The 21,386-nt window shown below is 43.3% G+C and carries 17 protein-coding genes; 14 read left to right on the forward strand and 3 right to left on the reverse strand.

The annotated features are described in order from the left end of the window. Positions 1 to 24: 24 nt before the first annotated feature. From ASG89_RS11355 to ASG89_RS11365, 3 genes are read left to right on the forward strand one after another with little or no spacing between them, the layout of a single operon-like run. Entirely contained in the window at positions 25 to 1,122 is a 1,098-nt protein-coding gene (locus ASG89_RS11355) for a quinone-dependent dihydroorotate dehydrogenase (RefSeq protein ID WP_057310674.1), read from the forward strand. A 26-nt stretch (positions 1,123 to 1,148) separates the two neighbouring features. Continuing rightward, entirely contained in the window at positions 1,149 to 1,946 is a 798-nt protein-coding gene (locus ASG89_RS11360; RefSeq protein WP_057310675.1) for a GTP pyrophosphokinase family protein, read from the forward strand. Positions 1,947 to 1,949: 3 nt separating this feature from the next. Beyond that, complete coding sequence (locus ASG89_RS11365; protein ID WP_057310676.1) at positions 1,950 to 2,369, forward strand: DUF309 domain-containing protein; 420 nt, start codon at positions 1,950 to 1,952, stop codon at positions 2,367 to 2,369. 72 nt (positions 2,370 to 2,441) lie between these two features. Here the strand turns inward: ASG89_RS11365 and ASG89_RS11370 are convergent, their stop codons facing one another. Beyond that, on the reverse strand, positions 2,442 to 2,951 hold the full coding sequence (locus ASG89_RS11370; RefSeq protein ID WP_057310677.1) for a thioredoxin family protein: 510 nt from the start codon (positions 2,949 to 2,951) through the stop codon (positions 2,442 to 2,444). Positions 2,952 to 3,134: 183 nt separating this feature from the next. Here ASG89_RS11370 and ASG89_RS11375 point away from each other — a divergent pair, with 183 nt between their 5' ends. The 7 genes from ASG89_RS11375 (at position 3,135) to ASG89_RS11405 (ending at position 17,543) form a co-directional block, all read left to right on the forward strand. After that, a complete protein-coding gene (locus ASG89_RS11375) occupies positions 3,135 to 4,718 on the forward strand; it encodes an RsmB/NOP family class I SAM-dependent RNA methyltransferase (protein WP_057310678.1) in 1,584 nt (527 codons plus the stop codon). A 5-nt stretch (positions 4,719 to 4,723) separates the two neighbouring features. Further along, positions 4,724 to 5,476, forward strand: a complete 753-nt coding sequence (locus ASG89_RS11380; protein ID WP_057310679.1) for a pseudouridine synthase — start codon at positions 4,724 to 4,726, stop codon at positions 5,474 to 5,476. A gap of 212 nt (positions 5,477 to 5,688) precedes the next feature. Next, complete coding sequence (locus tag ASG89_RS11385; protein ID WP_057310680.1) at positions 5,689 to 6,741, forward strand: S-layer homology domain-containing protein; 1,053 nt, start codon at positions 5,689 to 5,691, stop codon at positions 6,739 to 6,741. A 15-nt stretch (positions 6,742 to 6,756) separates the two neighbouring features. Further along, positions 6,757 to 13,266, forward strand: a complete 6,510-nt coding sequence (locus tag ASG89_RS11390; RefSeq protein WP_057310681.1) for a PKD domain-containing protein — start codon at positions 6,757 to 6,759, stop codon at positions 13,264 to 13,266. Positions 13,267 to 13,336: 70 nt separating this feature from the next. Beyond that, the gene (locus tag ASG89_RS11395) at positions 13,337 to 14,137 is read left to right on the forward strand and encodes a Cof-type HAD-IIB family hydrolase (RefSeq protein ID WP_057310683.1); all 801 of its coding nucleotides are present in this window, start codon (positions 13,337 to 13,339) and stop codon (positions 14,135 to 14,137) included. Positions 14,138 to 14,257: 120 nt separating this feature from the next. Then, positions 14,258 to 16,099 carry a hypothetical protein gene (locus ASG89_RS11400; protein ID WP_057310685.1) on the forward strand — a complete coding sequence of 614 codons (1,842 nt, stop codon included), beginning with the start codon at positions 14,258 to 14,260 and terminating at the stop codon, positions 16,097 to 16,099. A 1-nt stretch (position 16,100) separates the two neighbouring features. Continuing rightward, the gene (locus ASG89_RS11405; protein ID WP_057310687.1) at positions 16,101 to 17,543 is read left to right on the forward strand and encodes a glycosyltransferase; all 1,443 of its coding nucleotides are present in this window, start codon (positions 16,101 to 16,103) and stop codon (positions 17,541 to 17,543) included. 58 nt (positions 17,544 to 17,601) lie between these two features. Here ASG89_RS11405 and ASG89_RS36275 read toward each other — a convergent pair whose 3' ends face one another. Continuing rightward, positions 17,602 to 17,691, reverse strand: coding sequence for a YjcZ family sporulation protein (locus ASG89_RS36275; protein ID WP_414813255.1), 90 nt, complete (start codon positions 17,689 to 17,691; stop codon positions 17,602 to 17,604). Between the two features lie 148 nt (positions 17,692 to 17,839). Between ASG89_RS36275 and ASG89_RS11410 the strand changes: the two genes are divergently transcribed. Further along, the gene (locus tag ASG89_RS11410) at positions 17,840 to 18,925 is read left to right on the forward strand and encodes a hypothetical protein (protein ID WP_057310689.1); all 1,086 of its coding nucleotides are present in this window, start codon (positions 17,840 to 17,842) and stop codon (positions 18,923 to 18,925) included. Positions 18,926 to 18,998: 73 nt separating this feature from the next. Here the strand turns inward: ASG89_RS11410 and ASG89_RS11415 are convergent, their stop codons facing one another. Beyond that, entirely contained in the window at positions 18,999 to 19,628 is a 630-nt protein-coding gene (locus ASG89_RS11415; protein WP_057310691.1) for a nitroreductase family protein, read from the reverse strand. Positions 19,629 to 19,840: 212 nt separating this feature from the next. On the opposite strand from ASG89_RS11415, the gene ASG89_RS11420 reads away from it, so the two are divergent. From ASG89_RS11420 to ASG89_RS11430, 3 genes are all read left to right on the forward strand, one after another. Then, entirely contained in the window at positions 19,841 to 20,122 is a 282-nt protein-coding gene (locus ASG89_RS11420) for a hypothetical protein (protein WP_157276604.1), read from the forward strand. 70 nt (positions 20,123 to 20,192) lie between these two features. After that, positions 20,193 to 20,666, forward strand: coding sequence for a 6-carboxytetrahydropterin synthase QueD (gene queD, locus ASG89_RS11425; protein WP_057310695.1), 474 nt, complete (start codon positions 20,193 to 20,195; stop codon positions 20,664 to 20,666). After that, positions 20,666 to 21,346: a 7-carboxy-7-deazaguanine synthase QueE gene (locus tag ASG89_RS11430; protein ID WP_057310697.1), complete on the forward strand. Its 681-nt coding sequence runs from the start codon at positions 20,666 to 20,668 to the stop codon at positions 21,344 to 21,346. The genes queD and ASG89_RS11430 overlap by 1 nt, the downstream gene beginning before the upstream one ends. The last annotated feature ends 40 nt before the right edge of the window (positions 21,347 to 21,386 follow it).

A 21,386-nucleotide genomic window follows, 5' to 3' on the forward strand; every position in this document is an offset into this window, starting at 1 on the left:
CTTAGAGAACGGAGTGCATAGGACATGCTGTATAAGAAGTTAGCAAAGCCGGTTTTATTCCGAATGGATCCGGAAAAAGCGCATCATTTGACGATTGACGGCCTTAGTGTTGTAGGGAATTTACCAGGTGGAAAGCAATTACTTAAATCCATGTATGGGGTGTCAGATTCACCTCAATTAACGCAGAATTTATGGGGATTACACTTTGGTAATCCAGTGGGTCTTGCTGCAGGGCTAGATAAAAACGCGAAAGCGGTCAAAGGTTTTTCGCAATTGGGTTTTGGTTTCATGGAGGTGGGTACGATTACGCCGAAACCACAGTCAGGTAATGAGTTACCACGATTGTTCCGTCTTCCTGAAGATAAAGCACTCATTAATCGCATGGGTTTCAACAATGTGGGTACAGCTGAAATGGCTCACAACTTGGAAAAAACAGGGAAACGTGCCATTCCAGTTGCCGTCAACATTGGTAAAAATAAATCAACGCCAAACGAGCAGGCCGAGGAAGATTATCGTGCTTGTATTGGTGCGTTATATACATACGGAGATTTCTTTGTTGTTAACATAAGCTCACCAAATACACCTGATTTGCGTAATTTACAACATGGCGATGATTTGAAACGATTGTTGTCTACGGTGCGGGATGAAATGCAAGTGCAGCATAAGAAGCATGGCGGAGCCGCGAAACCGGTGCTTGTCAAAATTGCTCCAGATCTAACGGATGATGAGCTTGTTCTTACCGTACAGATCATTAAGGAAAGCGGAGTATCTGGGATTATCGCAACGAATACCACACTAAGCAGAGAAGGCTTACGACATGCTAATCGTGATCAAGCGGGTGGGTTAAGTGGATTACCATTAACACAGCGCTCAACTGATGTTATTCGACGTGTGTATCAATTATCAGAGGGCAAGCTGCCGATTATTGGGGCTGGCGGGATTTTCACTTCGCAAGATGCATATGACAAAATCCGGGCTGGAGCAAGTCTAGTTGAGGTATATACCGCATTAATTTATGAGGGACCAGGTCTACTTGGGCGTATAAATAAAGGGCTTCAAGAACTGTTAAAGAGGGATGGTTTCACACATATTTCCCAGGCAATAGGCGTAGATTCGCACTAACTTCATTCAGAATGGAGGATACATGGATGGATGGACGAGACTGGAAGAAGTTTCTACTGCCTTATGAACAAGCGGTAGAGGAATTGAAAGTAAAGTTCAAAACATTACGTGGCGAACTTAAAAGTCGTGAAGAGTACGCACCGATCGAATTCGTAACGGGACGCGTTAAGAAAATTTCGAGTGTGCTGGAGAAAGCGAAACGTTTGAGCGTGCCGATGGATCAGTTAGAATCAGGAATTGAAGATATCGCAGGCATTCGTATTATGTGCCAGTTCGTTGAAGATACAGAAAGTCTGGCTGAGCTAATCCGCAGTAGACAAGATATGAGTGTTGTTTATGAGAAGGATTATATTACGAATAAAAAGCCTAGCGGATATCGAAGCTTTCATATTATTATTGAATATCCTGTGCAAACCGCACTTGGCATGAAGAAAATTTTGGCAGAGGTGCAAATCAGAACTTTAGCGATGAATTTCTGGGCGACGATTGAGCATTCTTTGAATTATAAATATAAAGAGCAATTACCAGTTGAGGTTCGGGCTCGTTTAAGTAAAGCTGCAGAAGCTGCGTACCTATTGGATCAAGAAATGTCGAGCATCCGCGGAGAAATCGTTGCTTCCCAACGGATGTTTGAGGATAATTCTAATCTAATTAATCGTGTACTGAGCAACATTCAAGAATTGTATTTCTATCATCGTGTACGAGAAGCTGCGCAGTTTCAATTGCGTTTCAATGAAATTTGGGAAACAGAAGAAGGACTTAGTGATTTATCTGCCGATATCGAGGCTGCCATCTCGCGAGCCAAAAAAGGAGAAAATAGCTAACCCATGAGCGGATATGACCGATTGTATGTCGCTTTTCTGTACTATTGGATCGATCAGCGGGATTATTTCGAATGTCATGAAGTGATGGAGGAGCTTTGGCTGGAGGAAGGCCGAAATCCGTTATACCAAGGTCTGCTGCAAATTGCAGTAGGCCTTTATCATCATGGGAATGGCAATCCGAACGGATCTATTAAACTGTTCAGTGCGGGGTTAGACAAGTTGGTTCCGTATCCAGATCATACGTTAGGGATTGATCTAGGTTTATTAGTGAAGGATAGTGAGGTTTATCTGGGGAAGCTGTTGAATTTGAAAGAGGAACCGTTTCTTCCCTATGATTTGGACATCGTAATTCTTGATCAAGAATTAGTGAGTCTTCTGGATGAGTTAAGATTGAATCCGCCAGCTACGATAGAACATGAGTAATATGAGAAAAGGACTTCTCACCAAGTGGTGAAGAAGTCCTTTTGTAAGTTCACATGTAATTGATTAATGGCATTAACCTTTATACTTATTGAAAAAAGCTTTGAACACTTCAGGTGTATTGCCTGCTGTAGATCCAGCTTCTGGAACTCCACCAACAATGCGATCTACTTCTACGCCGTTTTTGTAATAAACTAAAGTAGGTGTGGATTCGATCTTGTACTTGTTCCAGCCTTCTTTGAACTCTTCCAAATTATATTGCTTCACATCTAGATTTAGTTCTTTCTGTAGCGGAACTAGAACGGGTGTTGTCACTTTGCAATGTGGGCAAGTTGACGCATAATAGTATTGGAAGAATGTTTCTTTGTTCTTCAACTTGGCATCTAGATCAGCAGGTAAAATTAAGTTCTGATAGTTCGGATCGTTTAACTGTTTCACAGTCTCTGGGTTGAGCTTAGATGCGGCAACTCCATAGGGATTACCAGCGTTCGCTTTATCCGAAGATTTGGTAGATTGCTGATTTACAAAGTATAAACCACCGAATAAAATAACAACTATGCCTAAATAAATAAGCAACTTCTTCATGTATGCACCTCTTTATAATGTGTACTTTCTACTATCTTCTATAAAAAGTATAGCATATCCTGTCCAAAATCGGAATAATATTGGCTGTTTCGTGACAACTCAGCTATAATACCGTTACACCGTACATGGAAATAACAAAAGGTCTGAACATATGGGATTTTATATAGAAAGCGAAGATGTCGAATGGCGAAGCAGCTACCTCCCCTTTTTAGGGAGAAAATGATTGATTTACTGGGTATAGAGGAGTTTGAGCATTTTCTTGCTTCCTATGAAGAACCGAGAGTTTATGGATTACGAGTTAACACAGGGAAAGTAGAACGATCTGAATTTTTGGAAGAAAGTCCATTTCAACTGACCGCTGTACCTTGGGTACCTGAGGGGTTTTATTATGAAGAGGGTGAACGTCCAGGTAAGCATCCCTATTATCATGCTGGGCTTTACTATATCCAAGAGCCGAGTGCAATGGCACCGGTGGAATTGCTTAGGATAAAACCAGGGGAGAAGGTCCTGGATTTGTGCGCAGCGCCTGGCGGGAAATCGACGCAAATCGCCGCGAAGCTGCAAGGTGTAGGTGTGTTGGTTGTTAACGATATCCATTCAGATCGGGTCAAAGCTTTGGTTAAAAATCTAGAGCTGCTCGGCGTGCGCAATGCCGTTGTGTTGAATGAAAAGCCAGAACGGATGTTGACGGCTTTTGAAGGCTATTTTGATAAAATCTTAATCGATGCGCCTTGTTCAGGTGAAGGCATGTTCCGCAAGGAAGAAGAGATGATGGGACAGTGGGAGCGTCATTCTGTACAGGAATTTGCTGCGATGCAGCGAGAATTGTTGGGACAAGCGGCTGTTATGTTGGCGCCTGGCGGAAGAATCGTGTACTCGACCTGTACGTTCTCACCGGAGGAGAATGAGGCTCAGATTGCTGAGTTTCTGGACAAGTATCCTGCGTTTGATGTTGTGCCTATTGAGGGATTCAGTCCTGGCCGGCCGGCTTGGTTAAGAGAACCGTGGTGTGAGGCGGATGCTTATTCGGAAAAGGCAAAAGCTGCAGTTGCAGGGACGGCGAGGTTGTGGCCGCATAAGTTGCGGGGTGAGGGGCATTTTTTGGCGGTTTTGGGGTTGGGTGAAGGATTGGGTGCGGGGGAAAGGGACAGAGCAGGTTCGAGTGCGGGGGAAGGAGAAAGAGCGGAAAGCTCGAGAGCGAGTGCGGGGGCAAGTGCAAGTGCGGGGGCTGCCGACTTTGTGGCGGCAGCGGGGAAGCGTAGCAGCCGTCAGGCGCTACGCGGGAAGGGCCGTGCAGAGGCGCCGCCTAGCACGGGGGTGAGCTTGGAGCCGCTGGAGGCGTTCTCCGGTGAGCTGCTGCGCAGCGAGCCTTTCGCCCTGAGGCGGCTAGTCTGTTACGGCGAGCACGCGTATGCGTCGCCGGCGGGCTTGCCCGAGCTGCACGGACTGAAAGTCGTGCGGCCGGGCTGGTACATCGGCGCGCTGCACCGCGGCCGATTTGAGCCGTCCCATGCGCTAGCCATGGGACTGCGTTTGCGCGAAGCCAAGCGAGCGCTGAGCTTGGCTTCGCGCGACGAGCGAGCCCTTCGGTACTTGAAGGGCGAGACGCTCGAAGTCGCGGAGAGCGAGATACTCCGCGATCCGGAAGAGACCAAGGCAGCCAAAGGCTACTGCCTAGTCTGCATTGACGACCATCCCGTCGGCTGGGGCAAATGGCTCGACGGGATGCTGAAGAACGAATATCCGCCCGGCTGGAGGTGGACCTAACGGTCATGAAACAAACACAACGACTCGATAAAATACTCGCCCATGTAGGCGTTGGCACACGTTCTGAACTTAAACGTCTGGCCAAAGAAGGTGCCATTTACGTCAATGGTGTAAAGGTCAAAGACAGCGGCATGCAAGTAAATCCAGATAAGGACACGATTACCGTGAATGGAGAAGCCGTCACTTACCGCGAGTTCGTTTATCTGATGATGAACAAACCGCAAGGGGTTGTCTCCGCAACCGAAGATAATCGAGATCGCACGGTAGTTGATCTTTTGGACGAGGCGTACGATCCGTTCGAAGTTTTCCCTGTAGGCCGATTAGATAAGGATACAGAAGGTTTTCTTTTGCTCACAAATGATGGGAAATTAGCACACAACTTGTTATCACCTCGCAAACACGTTCCGAAAACCTACTACGCCAAAGTAGAGTGGGCAGTGACCGAAGCTGATCGGGACGCATTTAGTAAAGGCGTGACCTTGGATGATGGCTACGAAACGTTGCCTGGTGATCTGACAATTTTACAGACTGGTGATGAGGCTGCGGGAATCCCTTCCGAAATCGAATTAACGATTATGGAAGGCAAATTTCATCAAGTGAAACGCATGTTCCAAGCCGTTGGCAAGCAAGTTGTTTTTCTTAAAAGAATTTCGATGGGCCCGCTGGCTCTAGATCCAGATTTGGCTTTAGGTCAAGTTAGAGAATTAAGTTCAGAAGAACTCAACGCATTACGGAATGCTAACGAGAATCAAAATTAACTATACAAAAATACTAGAATATGGTATTTTCTTGGTAATGGAATTTATTTGTGCGGAAGAACCGCTCGGATATTGCTCAAATTGAGCGATGTTTGGGTGGTTTTTGCTGTTTATAGTGATAATAGGTAGACATTTACAAATATGAAATGAGATACTACCAATAATTGGTTTTTTTGAAAATTTCAATGATATAGAAAAAGGGGAGAATTATTATGAAAAAAGCTTTGTTTTTAGCCTCGATTATCTTAGTAGTGACCGTTTGTCAATCCATGACAACATCTGCGGATTCACCGATAAGTAATAGTTTGAAGGACATTTCAAGTCATTGGGCTAGAGCATCTATTGAAGGTGCTGTGAAGAGTGGTTACGTGGATGGATACGAAGATGGAAGCTTTAAACCAGATAGCGAGATATCGAGGGCGGAGTTTGTGAAGCTTGTTGCTGCTGCAACAAAAAGTAAATCCATCGCAACAGTTGAAGGTGATAATTGGTATAAGCCATATATAAAAGAGCTTCAGGATCAAGGAGTGCTTAGCCAGAGTTTTTATTCTGACGATATGATGGTTCCCATTACTAGAGGCGAGATGGCCGTGATTGCTACTAAGTCCGTGGATAAAGCATCAAACGGTAACTTTGTAGATGCAACTAAGTTAGGATTAATTCATGGATTAAGTGGGGGAGAATTAGCACCAGATGGAAAGACAACACGCGCGCAGGCTGTGACCGTTATCGAGCGTATTCTAGCAGCCAAACGTGGGGAGAAGTTGCCTGTTGATAAGTATGCTATGAGTAAAGCTGAAATCGAAGCAACGGGTAGTAATGTAGGAACAATGCTTGGCTTGAAGCCGAAGGAAATTGGAACTGTCTGGACTTATGGAACTGGCGTGACGGTGAAATTGAATCAGTTGATTATTGCCGATCCATCCGATCCGGAAGATCCTTTTATGCCGTTGATCGATATGGAGACCTTTGACGAAACTTTAGACAAAACAAAGAATACTGTGGTTCTAGCAAACTTCACAGTTACTGTTGATCAGTCTGGAGTTGATCAAAATGTTAGTTTATTTCCTGAGCAAGTACTTACTTTGTTAGATCAGACTGGTGCGTTTCTTCTTAAGGATGCAGTACAACTCAAACGTTGGATTAGATTTGATAAACCGAAAATTCAAACAGGTTTTGTTGCATATGCTGGAAAGAGGAATCTAGTATCCCGGGAATTTGGTTTTGATATACTTGGTGAGCATATCAAGCTCGCAACCAAATAAAGGGAGCACTGTCTTATGAAACATTTTATTAGTCGTGTCATGTTCTTATTGCTAATTTTTGATTTAATGTTCCCACTTCTAAATCTTAATGAGGCACAAGCTGCAAGTAACAAAACGCTGCATTACAACTTTGAGTTGGGCATTTACTCTGAATCAACAAATATAAACGCACAATACTCGGCATCAGATAAAAAAAGCTTTGACAAAGATATAAGCTCTTTTGTATCTGGAACTATTACGAGTGTAACCTTAAAGAGTAATGGAGTAGATCGTTCTTCTAAGGTTTCCTTTGATGGAAGTATAATTAAAGTTGCTGCATTAGAAGGTACAAAAATGATAGTTCACGGAAAATCTGAAACGAAACCTATGCATCAAATTTATCGTCAACCACCGGGGAAGATATGGGAGCATAAGGGTGAAAAAAACCCTTACCCAGTAGAGTTTACGGGGGCTTCTGGAACACCATCTGAATACCCTGGACTAATACCTATTTTTGGTAAGAAGCGTTATGCTGGACCAGACTTTGATTACAGAGTTCCAAGTAATTTTGGACCAGACTTGCGTTATTCGTGTAATTCACCTCTGTATTTGGAAGATGGCGAACCAGGTCATGAAGCTAGTGGAGATTTTGTTTACGATTGCGATAGGGATGGTTATGCGGTTACTACCGCATATGAGGTGGATAGACCAAACTTTTGGTTTAATGATCCTACAGACGCAAATGTACTCGGAACAGATGCAACCATAAAAGACGGAGACAAACTGGTACAAAGTTCAATAGAAATGTATGACGCTGAGAAATTCAACTCAAGTTATGGTGCTGAGCCTTTTTCGGTTGGTAAAGGTAATATCGCTGGTCAGGGTATGATACGTACTATGATGTTGCTAGGTGAAAGAAAATCCAATGGTGGAAATGTTCCCAATGGACAAATAATTGATGAGACTGACAACGGCCCCTATGGTCTACTCCGCAACTATCAAATGTACGCCATTGGCCTTTGGAAAGGTGATACCTACAAATACCAAATGTCCATCGAGGTGACCTACACACCACCAGTTCAAGCCGATCTAACTTATATTTCAATCGATGCAGGATCTTGTGTACAAACAGGTGCAAGTACGCTCATAACGATTAAATTTCAAAATATTGGTATTGCAATTCCTAATGGTACAACCTTCAATGTTACATTGTCAGCAGACGGAGTAGTCTTTAAAACATATACTTACTCATCTGGTTTGGGCAGCACACCTATAACGGAAACTGTCAATTACACCTTTACCAGTTCCAAAAGTATTACACTGGCTGTTGATTCGAATAACGCCATTAGTGAGGCCAGCGAGTCTAATAACTTGACCACAAAAAATGTATCTCCTGTTGCGAGCTGTGGACATACAGGTGGAAATTTAACCGGAACTGTAAGTATGGACAAAGCATACATTCCTTGGAAGTCAGACAACCTTGCAATTGTCAAAGTTAATGACTCGGATCCAAGTTGCAAGGCTTCCAAGTTTAATGTTTCTTTTGAAGATAGCCGAGGTAACAGTTACAAAAGTCCCGACATGTCATTTAACGGGATTGTAGATGGAAAACTGGAAGGTACGACCATGTTCTTCTACATTGGTCCTAATTATCTTGGAGGTATTGGATCGGGGAATATCTCAGTCTCTGCAGATGTCCTAGACACTTGTGGCAGTTGGAGTTCAATCGGTAACACGAATTTTACAATCGGGAATCCACCACCAGTTCAACCACCTAATATTCAATTTGCTTGGTTTAAAAATGACTACAGCACTCAGATTACGAAGGCAATCGTAGGAGATAACGTTGCACTCAAAATAACCAAAGCCGAAGATATACAAAACTACAGCTTTAGTTACGAGTGGGACTTTACTGTAGATACACCTTGGATCGCGGGTATACCCGCGAGAAAGAGTCTCGTATCGCCAATCAGATTCAACCAACTTAATGGCATATTGGCCGATGAGGTTGGGGAGCACACCGTATGTATTAAAGCAGCAAACAGCCAACGAAGTGCAACCTACTGTGAAAGCTTACAAGTTATCCCTCCTAATCCCATACCAATTATTACTGGTGGTCCTACAGTAAAAGAAAATAGGATACTCACACCAGCGTTGGATGTAAGTAGTTCTTACTCACCTGTTGAAGGTAGAACAGTAGATCACACCAAGGATGAAAAAACAGGGCTTTGGGCTACAAGTTATAGCACTCCTGGAGAGTACGATTTATCTCTGCATGTGTATGACAACACCGGATTAAAGTCATTACAGCCAGCTACACATCATCTAACAGTGACGCCTGATTATCCGCCAATTGTTACACTTGAAAAACCTATTGCCACCGTGAGAAACACGGATTACACCATGCGCAATACATCTTACTCTCCAGATGGTGACAATGTAGTTATCTTTAGGGTTCGACAGGGTTATGACGCGGCTAATAATGGTGTTTGTACTGGCTACGCAGACGTGTCCAACGATGCAAATAACTTCATCTTCACACCTACAAAAGTTGGTACCTACTGCTTCCAAACATACGCTGAGGAAGACTACGGAAAGAATGCCGCTAGCGTGTTCACTGTAGAGGTGGTTGATGATGCACCTGACGCATCATTTACTGTAAAGGGGAAGAATACCACACCTGTTATTCCAGATGTTACGGTATTAAAACCATTGGATTTGGCAAAGAGTGCTTCTTCCACGTTAGATCAAGCATCCGTTCCTAATATGTACAGGCTCAACTCGGTTGGTAATCTTCTCGCATTACCTGCCAGTCGGTGTACCTTTGCTACGGTTGGGTTTACCGCAGAGTGCGGAACCAATGATTTCTATAAATACTCTTATCAAACAATTGAAGAGGTGTCGCCAACTTACAGCGTAGTTAGCTCAATTGCGATTCCACCAAATCCTAGTTATGTAAGTAACATACCCATACTGAAAGATTTACTACTACAGGTGGGCCAAACTAACTTCGATGACGGAGAAGATGAGGACACTACGAATTCGCGGACGTGGGCCTTAGTGACACCAACCAGTACGGTATTTACAGGATTTACCGTTTACTCAGAAAACATGGATAGTGGGGGTAGTGGTTCTTGGTATGGTACTGATACTAGAAATCACTTCATATACGTTAATCCATCAACTGGAAACTACACCATAGAATCATACACGACCTACAGTGATGGTGGTGGAACCGATTGGTCATCTAATTATGAATCTTATAATAGCTCACACGTCAAAACTAGCACATATAGTTGTTCAAAAAGAGTTCCATGCTTAACTTTTAGCATGGATGGTCATTCATTAAGTCGGGGTGTTATTGGAAACAACGATGGTTCAGTTGCCGTGTATCCAATCGTTTTAGATCGCATAGATCCTTCTTTGCGTGTAGCCAAGCCACTGATCTATGACGCGACTACGGCTGTTGCCACTATGACTGGTTGGATGAACACCTACAAATTTAATACAGGATTAAAGTTTCAAGACTACGCGACAAAGATGCTAACTACTGGGGAATCTAGGTATTCCTCAACGGTACCTGATCAAAGCACAACCACCATAGCTTCTTTTGGTAACACGCATGTCTATGACAACCCTAACTCCATAAAATCTACGTACGGGTTACAACCAAACATACAGATAGTAAAAGATAACACTATCAGTAGTATAAGTTGCCCAGCACCTATCGCTTCGCTTGACACTAATAATCGAGTGAGCGACTATACCAAGCGCACCTTTTTGGATGCACATAATCCAAACATCGTTTATTACATCGTAAACTACAACAAGTACAGTTTAACGTACGATTATTCTGAAGATGAATATCAATGGAAAGCTACACCAAATTGGTTCACACAGGCGCTTAAGTTAACGCATGATGGTAATGGTAATGTAAACTGCGTTGACACAGCAGGCCAAGTTCCCATAGATGCTGTAGCTGTGGCTTCATTATCCGATAGAGGAAAAGATGCGGCTACAAACGCAAGCTTGTACGCGGGAACTCGGATATACCCAGGGGGATTGATCTATAACGGAACAAGTATTATTAGTGTAAACTTAGTCCGAGGCTCAGGAACTGGCGCAAACAAGGAAGTGGTGATGGGCAACGGAATCACTAGAAATATTGGTCAGCTACAGAACAACAAGCTAATAAAGAACGTAGCATTGAGCACATCCTTCCGGTTTTATAACAACGGATCTTATGAAAACGTGCCTGCTGGAGTTTCTTTCCGTATGCAAGATAATCGAAACATGTATCGCGTAGAAGTTGATGCGAATACCGTTTCTCTACTCAAGATCGTGAACGGAGTAAAAACGTATCTAGAAACAAAGACGATCACTGCTGTCGGCACCTCATGGGTTAACCTAAAAGTACGTGCGCTTGGGAATCAGATTAAAGTATATGTCCAAGGTGTTCCTTACATTATTCTAAACGACAATACATTTTTATCTGAGGGATATGTTGGCCCGTATACCGAAGTAGCTTATACAGAGTTCAAATCTATCATAGCGGAGAAATATCCAGACAGCGCGTCAGAAGATTCTTTAGGTGTAGTTCTTGTTGACGAGCCTGCGGAATATGACACTATTGTAACGGATGCTGAGAATGACCCGATAGCTCCTCCGCTCACGGAGTGGACTGTACAGCAAACAGACAGCACCATGTTCTTTGATGCTGGAGATGGAAAGTCTGGATTTGAGGCAATGTACACCAGTACCGCAGCCAAGCCTATTTTTTCTAAGGTTGGCAAGTATCGTGTTGGTTACAAAGTTGTTGATGATCCACAACCAGACTTTCTCTATCCATCTAATGTCTTTGGATCCTACCGAAAAGCTAGCCCAATTTACTACTCAGACATTACGGTTCATCGCAAGCCGATAGCAAGATTAGCTCTCTATCTAAACGGAGATGGATCAATAGGAAATACGGACACGTCTTACGACCCTGACCGTTGTTATGCGAATCTAAGTTGTCAGTCTAGTTATGACGCAAATAAGGGAATTTACGAAAGAATGTCCTACTTTGTTTCTCCATCGGGAGTTTCATCAGCGTCTTTACCGACTCGTCCCATTGAGTCGGGAGACTACTACGCTTATCTCGCCGTGAAAGACGAATACGGAGCTTGGAGCGATTTTGTCGAAGCAACAATAAACATTACCGTTCCATTGCCTAATAATGCACCTACTGCCACACTAACATTCCCAACTGGAACACAGGGATCGCCTTCATATGTTTCGCTAATTCCAACCATATATTGGAATCAAAAAGATCCCGATGCGGGCAGCTTCTTTACACAATTTGAAGTTTCGGTGAAAGATCAGTGGGGAAATTGTGTGGAATGTAAGGTTGAAACTTTCAATACTTCGCTTACCTCATGGTCATGGACTCTTGACACAACGCTAACACCAGGAGGGCTGTATCAAGTACAGGTTAGAGTATGGGATGAAGGAGGTAAAGCTTCCGCCTGGTCCAATACATGGTGGATGGTTACCAATCGTCCGCCAACAGCAACTATGTTGGATCCAAATGGTACACAAGCTTCACCATCAATACTTCACACGCTCACACCGGTTATACGATGGACTCAGATTGACCCTGACCCAAGTACGACATTTCATTATTTTCACATTCAAATTACGAATGAAGCGAATACTGTCATGATCTTGGATACTGGTCCATATTGGCAAGGGACGACCTCAACAACAGGAAGTTGGCAAGTGAATGCCAATTTGCCTGCTGGACAAAAGTTAAGAGTACGTGTACGAACTTTCGATGGTGTTGTCTGGTCAGACTACTCCGAGCAAACTTGGATGTATATTAATCGCGCTCCTATAGCTGATTTCGATTGGAGTCCTAAGCCTGTCTGGGAAGGCGATGAAGTGCGGATTACCAATACTTCGATCGATCCTGATGGCGATGAGCTATCTTATTTATGGACCGTTGAGGGGCCAGAGGGAATTACATGGACTTTTTCATCGTTTAATTTTATACAAAAATTCGCAGAGCCAGGTAGTTACAAAGTGACTCTCACCGTTACGGATGGGATTCTTACTACATCAGTAGACAAAATGATCCTAGCATTGCCCTTGACCATAAACGCTGAGGTGACTTACATGGACAATTGGTTGATTTTGCATAATCAGAAGGGGCACCAAACACAAGTAAATCCGAAACAATTTTATTCAGGAGAGATATTCGTGGTGAAAAGTCGGAGTGCATCCGCCCCAGTAGTGGAGGTGATCGCTTGGATAGACACAATTGGTCTGGACGGTCAATCCTTGTATGTTTCACAGGAACTATTACCCCAGTTAGGTGATAACAACATGTATAGTGCCGAACTATTCGATAGTAAATTCCAATCCTTCACGGAGGGGCTGCCGACTGGGGCACAAACGATTCATTTTCAGATTACATATGAGAATGGCACTGTAAAAAATGAGGATATTCCAATTGAAATTATTGGGAATGTACAGCAATCTATTGGCGTACATCGAGTGCAATAAGTATGTCGGTGATCTGGAGTTACACCTATGGTACAATTAATCGATAAAAAGGCGAGGGAGAGCGAATATCTTGAACTATCGATTAATCGCACTGGATGTAGATGGAACACTTCTTAACGATCATCATGAATTAACAGATCAAACGATTGAAACGATACAAGAGGTTCATGATCAAGGCTGTCATATTGTGCTATGTACGGGGAGAGCGCCGGCAAGTACGTTACCGATCCTAGAGCAATTGGGTTTGGAAGGAACGATGATCACCCACAATGGAGCAGTAACTGTTCATGCCGATGAGCGAGGTCAGTCGCTGGTAAATGAGTTTTCTTTTGAAATTAGCGAAATCGAAAGTATGTTGGCGTATGCTCGCAGTGCGGGGATTCACTTCGATGTATGCACAGCATTTAATATGTATATCGAACGTGTCGGCGAGTATGAGAAGATGATGTATCAGAAGTTTCTCATCAATCCTAAACTTGTCACATCTGTTTCAGAGCTCGGCGTGCCGATTGTTAAATTTACGCTTTTTGCCCAACCGGATGTGTTGGATCGAGTTCAAGTGGAGTGGGAGGAGCAGATGCTTTATGGGAATTTGAGGATGATTCGCAGTGGAGATTTGTTCATTGATGTGATGAATCCGCAGGCCAATAAGGGGAACGCATTGAAGGCGTTGGCTGCTACGCTAGATGTTGAAGCACAAGAAATTATGGCTATTGGTAATTATTATAATGATCTGGAAATGATGCGTTTCGCGGGGTTAGGGATTGCGGTAGAGAATTCACCGAACGATGTGAAAGAAGCCGCAGATGCGGTGACTTCTTCCAATAATAATGAAGGCGTACATGAAGCCATACGAAAGTACTGTTTTTAATATTGAAATTCAGATAAATTACCTCGATTTTTGAGGTTTTTTGTCGTTTTAGGGGTTTTTAGTACTTATTTCCTATGATAGAATGAGAGAAAGAATAATAGACGATGGATGTGATCAAAGTTGACGAAACAAGGAAAGCTGTATTCGAAAAAGGAAAAAACTGCTGCAATTATGGTTGGTACTGCTTTGGTAACTGCTCCATTTTTAATGGATGTCTCACCTGTTACCTATGCGGCTGTGAGCAGTTCACCAATGCCAGAAGAGATGTATTCCAGTGATAAAATTGGAAATTTAATTGTTCCTATGGATGGTACAATTCCAATACGTAATTTAAAAGCAATTTATGGTAAAAATATTAATGGTTTTGAAGTAACGAGTGTGAATAGTTATGGAAGTGGAGATCTTTTTGCTTATAACGAACCAGGTTACAGCGCTGAAGGCCTATTGAAAATACACCCTTATCGCCCAGGGACTGCGACTTTCACCGTCTCATGGAATAATAACACTAGTCAGGATACATTTGATGTGACAGTTGTTAGTGATGCAACCACAACGGAAGAAAGAAATTATGATATTAGTGATGTTGCAAAAAAAGCAATAAATAGTACATCCCCAACCCAAGCAAAAGCTTTACTTAGTGGAATAGGTCCTAAGAACTCCACTGGAAATGTTGAGGGAAATAATCCGCCTATCTTGAATCCCCAGAATTTTTACAATCCGTTTCAAAATGGAAGTTTAGAACTAGGTTCTTTTTTTTATTTAAGTACACCGCAACTAAGCTCATTTTTTAGTGATGTGGATGGGGATAATATTACTGCTGTCGTATTTGACAATATTGATAATTCAGAAATTACACCAGCTGCTAGATTTGTCTACAAGTCGGATTATAATAGTTGGATTGTTGAGAGTTTACGGGTAGGCGAAAGTACATTTACGGCTGTTGCCCTAGATAGTCGTGGTGGTGTGTTGGCATCCCAACCGTTCACAATTGAGGTGGTTGACAACCCAAAACCAACGATAAAAGACACACCGCTAGCTTCACACTTAGCCACGGTTGGTAATGAACTTGATTTATCATCAAATTCAGAACTTGATTTGAATGAAATTTTCTATGATGCACCTTCTCAAAATCTACAATATTCGGCTGAGGTAAGTTTTACAAATGGCTATGAAAGTGGTACTTATATTACTTATCCTCAACCCATTTCATTCTCAACGAGTACATTGTCATATGAGAATATTAGGTCGCTACTAAGTAATCTTCCTGAACATTATACAGCGGTAAATGGCGAAATCAATATTACTAACTTGAAAGCTAAAGACACTTTTAACCAGTTATCACCATCTTTGCCCGCTACTATTACGCTTAATTATAGCGAATATGGAGATTATAATGAAAACATACCGCAAATTATGGATCTTTATGCTTCAAATAACGCAGGTGAAAGCAGTTTCACTTTCGAAAAACAAGGGTGGTTTGACTATGATAAGAGTTTATTAGATATCAAATATCCCCAATCAGAGATCATCCACGCGGCAACACCAATTTGGGATAATGAAAACGACGAGATTAAAATTGTTGCAGGGAATACAGCAAATACTAAATCCAAATTGAAAGTTTATTCTGTCTTTAATGAACCAATTGATAAGACAGTCTGGTTTCAAAACGATATTGAAGTTAAAGTAATTGAGCCTACACGTTCGGGGACGACTCAATCCATTACCCTTAGTTCTCTATTTGGAGATAGTGAATTTGATTGGGAAGATTTCACGGAGTATTTCTACGATTATGTCTCAATGACAACTGTTACAGATGTGACATATGGCTTTAACGACTCAGAGGATTATACTTTGACTCTGGATAATGTGAGTCCGAATGGCACTGTTTTAACGATTACTCTTCCAGACTTTAGCGAAGAAATGGGCAGTCGCATATTCAAGATTCCATTTATTAGGCCATAAGATGTCACAATATAATCACATCATCTCTCTCATTCAAACTAATTATCTTCAAGAAGCAGAGAATGAATTATTCCTAGCTATCAAGCAATCACCACTTGAGGCTCAGCTCTGGGTGATGCTCGGTGAAACGCTGCTCCTACAGCAACAAGCAGGTGCAGCGAAGCGGGTCTTCGACCGTGCTTGGCTGTTGGATCCGCAAGCCAAGTGGGTCAATCACATCTACAAGGCGATGGAGAAGATCCCACAGGGAAATCCGAGACCGGACGTAGAGGATCTTTTGTATGTTCCCAAGGTGACGGTGACCGCGGCGATTCTTTCGCACAATGAAGCCGCGGATATTGCGAAATGTATCATTGCTCTGCAAGGAGCTGTCGATGAAATCCTGCTTGTGGATTCATCGACGGACGAGACTCGCAGCCTAGCCATGCAATTTCCGAAGGTAAAGGTTGTCCCGATCTTATGGGAAGATAACTTTGGAGCAGCACGGAATATCGGTCTACAGCACGTTCAGACAGATTGGGTCATATGGATCGATGCCGATGAGGTTTTGATACCTGAGGATGTCAATGCCATCCGCGAGGCTGCTAGTGTGTTTAACCAATCAGAGATCATACCTGCCCTGCATGTCTGGCATTTGAATCGAATAAACGGAACCGTTCAACATGATTTCTCTCAAGTACGGATGTTCCCAGCACAACGAGGACTTCGTTACTTTGGACGCATTCACGAGCAAATAGCTACGGAAAAAGGTATTTATCAGCTCGATACGTATCGTAGAGCAGTTAAAATCAGATTGGATCATCACGGCTATGAACCAGCAGTTCTTCAAAGCAAGGGCAAGCTAGAGCGTAATCTCCGTTTACTAAAGCTTATGATAGAAGAAGAGCCCGAGAATCCTGGTCACTGGTTATTCTACGGGCGTGAGTCTCTAGGACTCGGTCTGGAAGATCAAGCACTCGAGTCACTAATAGAAGCCGAACGCCTGGGCCTCCAAACTCCCTTATTCGGCCGGATGCCTGAGATCTACCGATTCTTGATACAAATCGTGCTGCAGCGCAAAAATTATTCCGAAGCTGAGGCCTTCTGCCACAAGGCACTCGGGCACTCGCCTGATTTCCCTGATGCGCACTATTTGCTTGCACAAGTGAGAATGAGACAAGCCGATGAACTTCTGCAATTAGCAGAAACGAGTATTAAGCAGTCGCTGACCAGCTTGCCTAATTACCGCGGCAGTGTTAGCGCTGATTATCACATTGGCGAGTGGAAAGCAGCGACTTCGCTTGGCGAATTGGCCATGCGATCGGGGAAGCTTGCGAAGGCGAAACAGATTTTCACTCAGTTCAAGGAAAAACCAGGTGCAACGGAGATACTTTCAGCGAAGCTAAATGTCATTGAGACAGAGCGTCAACGGCTGAACCAAGCCGAGCAACAACCCAAAAATTAAAAGACGATCTCCATGCCTCAAAGGGCAGGAGATCGTCTTTTGGCTTTCACATTAGTTATTAGATAACGAATGCGCTAGTTATGATAACAAGAAGGATAAAAAGAACTAAAACCGCAGCTGATGAAGTTCCTACTCCTGACATGGACATTCCCTCCTTTCGTGGTGATTGTTATAAGATAAGATATGTAAGTGGGGGCAGAAGTGTATAGACGGATATCCTGATTACTCATATTTTGGTCGATAATGGGCATGCTACAGAAGAATGACACAAGATCTGTAGAGGAGGCGACGAAGTCGTGGCCGATATTATGCTTAGACCCGACCTGAAAACAGCAGGCGGCGAAGTCTGCGATATTATGTACAATGGGGAGTTTGTCGGTACGTTAACGCTAGTCTACAGGGAATCGGATCGTCTCAAAGGCGCGATTCATCTGGAGCAGCAATCCATCACGATTGTGAATAAGCAAGCGGTTTATGATTTTGCCCAGTCCTATATCCAGGATGTGATTGATGCGCTTGGAATCGCCCAGTGTGAAGTTACGGTTAGCTATAGTGATTATGATTTTGTCATTGTGACCGAGCATGCTGTTCAGCCGTTGGACATTCAAGAGGATTATATATCGAGTGTAGACCTCCTGCATGATGATGGAATAGATTATTCGTGGCTAAGGGAAGATATAAGCCTGGATGATCAGGAGTCGGATTTGTCTGCGGAACAGCTGGATATGCTGGAAGAACGGAAGAAAGAACAGGGATATGAACTCGTCATCGTTAACGAAAATAGGAGCAGTGTCGAATATCACGTGTATGATAAGGATGCTGAGTTAATCGCAGAAGCCATCCTGCATATATATGGGTCCGAAGTGATCGGGGATATTACGTGGAAATTTGATCCTTTTGATGAAGAGATGGACATTGTCACTGAACTTATGGTGGCAGATTTCAATGAAGAACAGACCGATTCGTTCGTGTTCCATATGATTTTTAATGGTGAGACCGTTGATACAGTGGAATTAACGCATATTGATATGCTGGATTTGGTGGATGACATTCAATCTGAAGATGATATGTGGATACCAACACGAGACGACTATTCAATCATTTTGGTTAGAGATGATTTGGATACGTTATCTTATGAGATTTATCAGCAATCCTACGGCGGTTTACCGATCGGAACCGCAACGGTGGATATTAGCTCGCGGCAGCTCACAGGATTTATTGATTTTCGTGAGCCCGGAGATTCGGATGATCGAGAGCTGATCGCCACATTGTTGTTAGATGAGTTAGATAAAGAGAAGGAATACGAAACCTTCAATTTATCTATGCTCTACCGGAATAAGCTGATCGACGAAATTATGTTTGAAACCGAACAAATTCACTAACCGAAATGAACAAAAAAAGGCATGATCTCTCACCCTAACATGAGAGACATGCCTTTTACTACATGAACTGTTATTAGAAAGAGTTAGAAACTGTGATTTGATCTAACGAAATGCGACCAGCCGCGCGTGCTGGCGTAGCAGCCAAACCAACGCTGATCAACATAACAGGCACATAACGTGCAGGAACATTGAAAGCTTCTACGAATTTGCCAGCATCATAACCACCCATTGGGCAAGTGTCGTAGCCAAGTGCTTTTGCTGCAAGCATCAAGTTCATTGCTGCAAGCGAAGCATTGCGAATCGCTTCATCGCGTGCAACTTGTGGGTATTGGTACGCGCCTTCGATTTGTGCAACTAGCGTATCCATTACAGCTTGTGGAAGGAACCCGCCAGCAACCGCTGGACCGAACACAGCTTGCGCATTTTTGTTGGCTTCAAGATCACCAAGAACGGCGATAACGACAGAGCTTTCAACGATTTGTTTTTGGCCGTAAGCGATTGGAAGCAGTTTTTCTTTTTGTGCTTGGTCGTCGATAACAAGAAGCTTCCAATGCTGAAGATTCCAAGCGGATGGTGCCAAGGCAGCGGAAGTTAAGATTTGCTCAAGATCAGCTTTAGGCATTGTGTGCCCAGTTTGGTATTGCTTTACCGAGTGACGATCTTCGATTACTTTCAAAACTTCATTTTGTACTTGTGTGCTCATTACGGATCCCTCCAAGGATTAAAATTAGTTCTGTATATTGTTGTTCAACCATCGAAAAGCATGCATGTTAGTCTTTGGTAAGCGCTCGATGAACTGTAAACAACTTTGTAACAATTTACTGTAATCATAAATGTTATAGTTGATCATGTCAAGAGAGACTTTCCCGTTGTCGTAAAATGTTGGATAATGGAAAAAGAAAGGGGTTGTTTCTCTTGAAATTTTCGCAAAAAGAGTTGAATCACCTTGTTTTTTTGAGCGAAGTCGTATTGACAGGAAAAAAGAAGAGCTTGATGGATGAAACCTTACAATGCTTACTCTATATTGTGAAATCACTTGAAGAAGTCGAGCTTCCTGATTCTGTCGTTGGACAAATTGAGCGATTAACTGCTTTAATTGAGACAGATTTGCGCGATGAGAATGTGCGTATGCAAGAGATCCGCGGACACTTAGATTGGATGCAAAAGAAGGAGCGAAATTCTTCCTTGCCATCCTAGTAGGTGACATTCTGTCTATTTATGATATAATGTAGAGTACTGTTTTTTTTGAATATATGAGGTGATTATAATGAGCTATGAAATCCCAGTAAATGTGCAAGAGTTGGGGCGTGACATCCAAGAGAACCAATTGAAATATCACCATAAATCCGTTTTGATTTCCAAAGAATTTACGTTTGACAGTGCGCATCATCTGCATTGTTATGAGGGAAAATGTAAAAGTCTACATGGCCATACTTATAAGCTGCAAGTGATTATGCGGGGAAAAGTGGATAGCCGAGGGATCGCAATTGATTTTGGAGATATCAAAAGAATTACGAAAGAACGTGTGATTGATCGATTGGATCATCGCTATCTGAACGACGTATTGCCGCCGATGAATACGACGGCTGAGAATATGGTAGTTTGGATCTACGAAGAAATTCATCAAGCCTTGCTTGATGAGAAGCTGTATCCAGCCATTTCTTTGGACGAGATTCGCCTATGGGAAACGCCGACTAGCTATGCAGCCATCACTCGTTCGATGATGGAGGAGGATCTGTAATGCGTGATATTCGCATTCCCATGGTCGAGATCTTCGAGACGGTTGAAGGGGAGGGAACCCGTGCCGGGTTCCCAACCATCTTCGTCCGTCTTTTTGGTTGCAACCTGCGCTGCTCGTGGTGTGATACCACGTACAGCTACCCGCCGGCGGAAGCCGAGAACGTCATGACCATTGCTGAAATTATCAGCAAGGTAGAGACGTTCCGCTCCCGGCATATTTGCCTAACAGGCGGCGAGCCGCTCCTGTACGGCAACAAATCACTCGCGTTGATCGAGGCGCTCGCAGAGCTTGCGCAGGTCGACGACCTGCACATCGAGACGAATGGGGCGATTGACCTCGCACCGTTTATCTCGCAAGTATCGTCGCCTAAGGTGCGCTACGTTATGGACTTCAAGCTGCCGGATTCCGGCGAAATGGATCAGATGATCTATAGTAACTTCGAGCTTCTGCGCGAGCAAGATGAGTTGAAGTTTGTTATCGGTAGCGATCTCGACTTCCGTACAGCAGTTAACGTACTTCAAGAGTATCCAACGAAGGCGCTGCCGATGTTCAGTCCCGTGTGGGAAACGATGCCGCCGCGTAAGTTGGTCGATCTGATGCTGGCCGAAGGGCTATCAAAAGTAAAGCTTAATATGCAGTTGCATAAGATTATTTGGGACCCAGCAATGCGCGGCGTCTAGCCAATAGGCATTGTACACGACGTGTACAGTGCCATTTTCC

Origin of the sequence: Paenibacillus sp. Soil766 (assembly GCF_001428105.1) — a bacterium.
Taxonomy (GTDB): domain Bacteria; phylum Bacillota; class Bacilli; order Paenibacillales; family NBRC-103111; genus Paenibacillus_E.

Excerpts from the sequence above, each read along its gene's own strand:
- ASG89_RS11360 (WP_057310675.1), top strand. The coding sequence starts at position 1,149 with ATGGATGGACGAGACTGGAAGAAGTTTCTACTGCCTTATGAACAAGCG.
- ASG89_RS11355 (WP_057310674.1), top strand. The coding sequence starts at position 25 with ATGCTGTATAAGAAGTTAGCAAAGCCGGTTTTATTCCGAATGGATCCG.
- ASG89_RS11375 (WP_057310678.1), top strand. The coding sequence starts at position 3,135 with ATGGCGAAGCAGCTACCTCCCCTTTTTAGGGAGAAAATGATTGATTTA.
- ASG89_RS11370 (WP_057310677.1), bottom strand. The coding sequence starts at position 2,951 with ATGAAGAAGTTGCTTATTTATTTAGGCATAGTTGTTATTTTATTCGGT.
- ASG89_RS11380 (WP_057310679.1), top strand. The coding sequence starts at position 4,724 with ATGAAACAAACACAACGACTCGATAAAATACTCGCCCATGTAGGCGTT.
- ASG89_RS36275 (WP_414813255.1), bottom strand. The coding sequence starts at position 17,691 with ATGTCCATGTCAGGAGTAGGAACTTCATCAGCTGCGGTTTTAGTTCTT.
- queD (WP_057310695.1), top strand. The coding sequence starts at position 20,193 with ATGAGCTATGAAATCCCAGTAAATGTGCAAGAGTTGGGGCGTGACATC.
- ASG89_RS11415 (WP_057310691.1), bottom strand. The coding sequence starts at position 19,628 with ATGAGCACACAAGTACAAAATGAAGTTTTGAAAGTAATCGAAGATCGT.
- ASG89_RS11365 (WP_057310676.1), top strand. The coding sequence starts at position 1,950 with ATGAGCGGATATGACCGATTGTATGTCGCTTTTCTGTACTATTGGATC.
- ASG89_RS11390 (WP_057310681.1), top strand. The coding sequence starts at position 6,757 with ATGAAACATTTTATTAGTCGTGTCATGTTCTTATTGCTAATTTTTGAT.
- ASG89_RS11385 (WP_057310680.1), top strand. The coding sequence starts at position 5,689 with ATGAAAAAAGCTTTGTTTTTAGCCTCGATTATCTTAGTAGTGACCGTT.
- ASG89_RS11430 (WP_057310697.1), top strand. The coding sequence starts at position 20,666 with ATGCGTGATATTCGCATTCCCATGGTCGAGATCTTCGAGACGGTTGAA.
- ASG89_RS11405 (WP_057310687.1), top strand. The coding sequence starts at position 16,101 with ATGTCACAATATAATCACATCATCTCTCTCATTCAAACTAATTATCTT.